Origin of the sequence: Pleomorphovibrio marinus (assembly GCF_003347495.1) — a bacterium.
Taxonomy (GTDB): Bacteria; Bacteroidota; Bacteroidia; order Cytophagales; family Cyclobacteriaceae; genus Pleomorphovibrio; species Pleomorphovibrio marinus.
Window position 1 is genome coordinate 1 of record NZ_QCXY01000030.1, and the last position, 1,708, is coordinate 1,708.

The 1,708-nt window shown below is 49.7% G+C and carries 2 protein-coding genes; one reads left to right on the forward strand and one right to left on the reverse strand.

Annotation, left to right across the window (positions count from 1 at the left end; genetic code table 11):
- Window positions 1–208: 208 nt before the first annotated feature.
- The gene (locus DB520_RS26200; RefSeq protein ID WP_232835165.1) at window positions 209–1,462 is read right to left on the reverse strand and encodes a transposase; all 1,254 of its coding nucleotides are present in this window, start codon (window positions 1,460–1,462) and stop codon (window positions 209–211) included.
- 47 nt (window positions 1,463–1,509) lie between these two features.
- On the opposite strand from DB520_RS26200, the gene DB520_RS27430 reads away from it, so the two are divergent.
- The coding region (locus DB520_RS27430; protein ID WP_232835166.1) for a hypothetical protein at window positions 1,510–1,708 on the forward strand (199 nt) is incomplete at its 3' end.

Sequence of the window (1,708 nt, forward strand, 5' to 3'; positions counted from 1 at the left end):
TAGGGTTTCCTTGAAAATTGCTCTACCTAAATATTTAAGGGATTATTTTGACCCTTTCTCTCTTTTTTCCGTGTTTTTGTTGCTTCATACCAAGTCAATTTGACATGGGAAAAGTACAATTCGTTAAGCGTTTTGGTTTTTGGGTTGGCTTTTTTAGGGTTCGGGCATACCTGTCCCCTGAAAGGCGTTTCCAGCGCTTCCGGGTTTGTCAAGCTGCCCTATCCAGTAGCGGGGGGGATTCTTTTTTCTCCCTTCGCTTGGCAATCTTCACGGCGTTGGCCGTCATGGTGGCGAAAAACACCATCAACTGTTCCTTCTTTTCTCCCTTGACCCTTACTTTCCTCAGCCCATAGTGGTTTTTGTGGTCCCCGAACACGCCTTCCATTACCGTGGACCGTTGCCTTGATATTTCACCGCTCAGTATCTTTTCAGCCTCTGAATACCCCTTGGGGCCTTTTTTGGGAAAGCAGGTGAATATTTTCCTTTCCGTGCAATATCTCCGGTTGCTGTTGGTGGCGTAGATCCTGTCCGCGCCCAGCTGCAGGGCCTGGCCAAAAACCTTCTTGTGCTTCAGTACCGATATCCGGAGCCGGGTACACTCGTTGAAGTTGTTGAAGTCCATCGTGTCCAGGAACGATATCCCGTCCACCTGGAGCATGTGGACCTTCATGCCGAACTCCACCCGTTTGTTTTCCTTTCCCCGGACAATGGGCCTCACATAGGGTCTGGGAAGGGAGACGATCCTGTTTTTCAGCTCTTTCGCCGGATGGCCCAGCAGGAAGGTCTGCTGGGAAAGCACGGTTTTGACCGTCCGCAGGTAGCCGAATTCCTCGGCGGCCAGCCCTGCCCCTTTGAGTTCCGAAATGACTTCCTGCAACTGCCCGAGACCCTTTTCCAGCAGGTATATCAGCGATTTCTTTCTTTTCAGGGTCTCTTTGAAGGTTTTCTTGCGCTTCCTTGCATAGCCCAGCTGTCTCTTTTTTTGTTCGTGGTATTTGGATCGGGGTCTTTTGGTCCCGGTCTTCTTGCAGATCTTGAACAGTTGCTTCTCGAACACCCATTGGCAGCATTCCCAGAGCAGTTTCACGTCCGTGGGGAAACGGATATAGCTTTCATAACAGGAGGCGTCCATGAAGAGCACGTGGGTGTTGTCAATGTCCCCCTTCCAGGAATTCAGGAGTACCTCCTGTACCTTCTGCCAGTCGGCATGTTCGGCCACGTATGCCCGTATCCTACCGACGATGCCCGAATCCCTTACCAGCTGGTTTTCCTTCAGGAGCTTGCCGCAGAAAAGCTGTATGCCCCAGTCGGTGTTGAAACGCTCAACCAGTTTTTCGTCGCTGAGGTCAAAATAGGACTTGAGGAACATCAGGGCGAACATCCCCTTTGCGTCAAACCACTTGGGTGCGCCGGGCCCCTGGTTTTCGGGGGGGAGACAGGCTGCCAGTTCCTCCCAGGGCATGGTGTCGTGGAGTTTTCCCAAAAATAAATTCTTGAAAACGTACCATTTTGGGGTATATTCCTGAAAGTCTTGGAAAATGCGGAGTTGTGGAGTATCTTTCATTGTATTTGAGTTTCGTAGCTTCAAAATACACAACTAAAACCCCGGAAACAAGCCCAAACGGGCCTTTTTCGGGGTTTTTCAACAAAAAATATTCTACTTTATCAGTTGATTATATGTGGGTTACGAATACTCAAGGAAACCCTA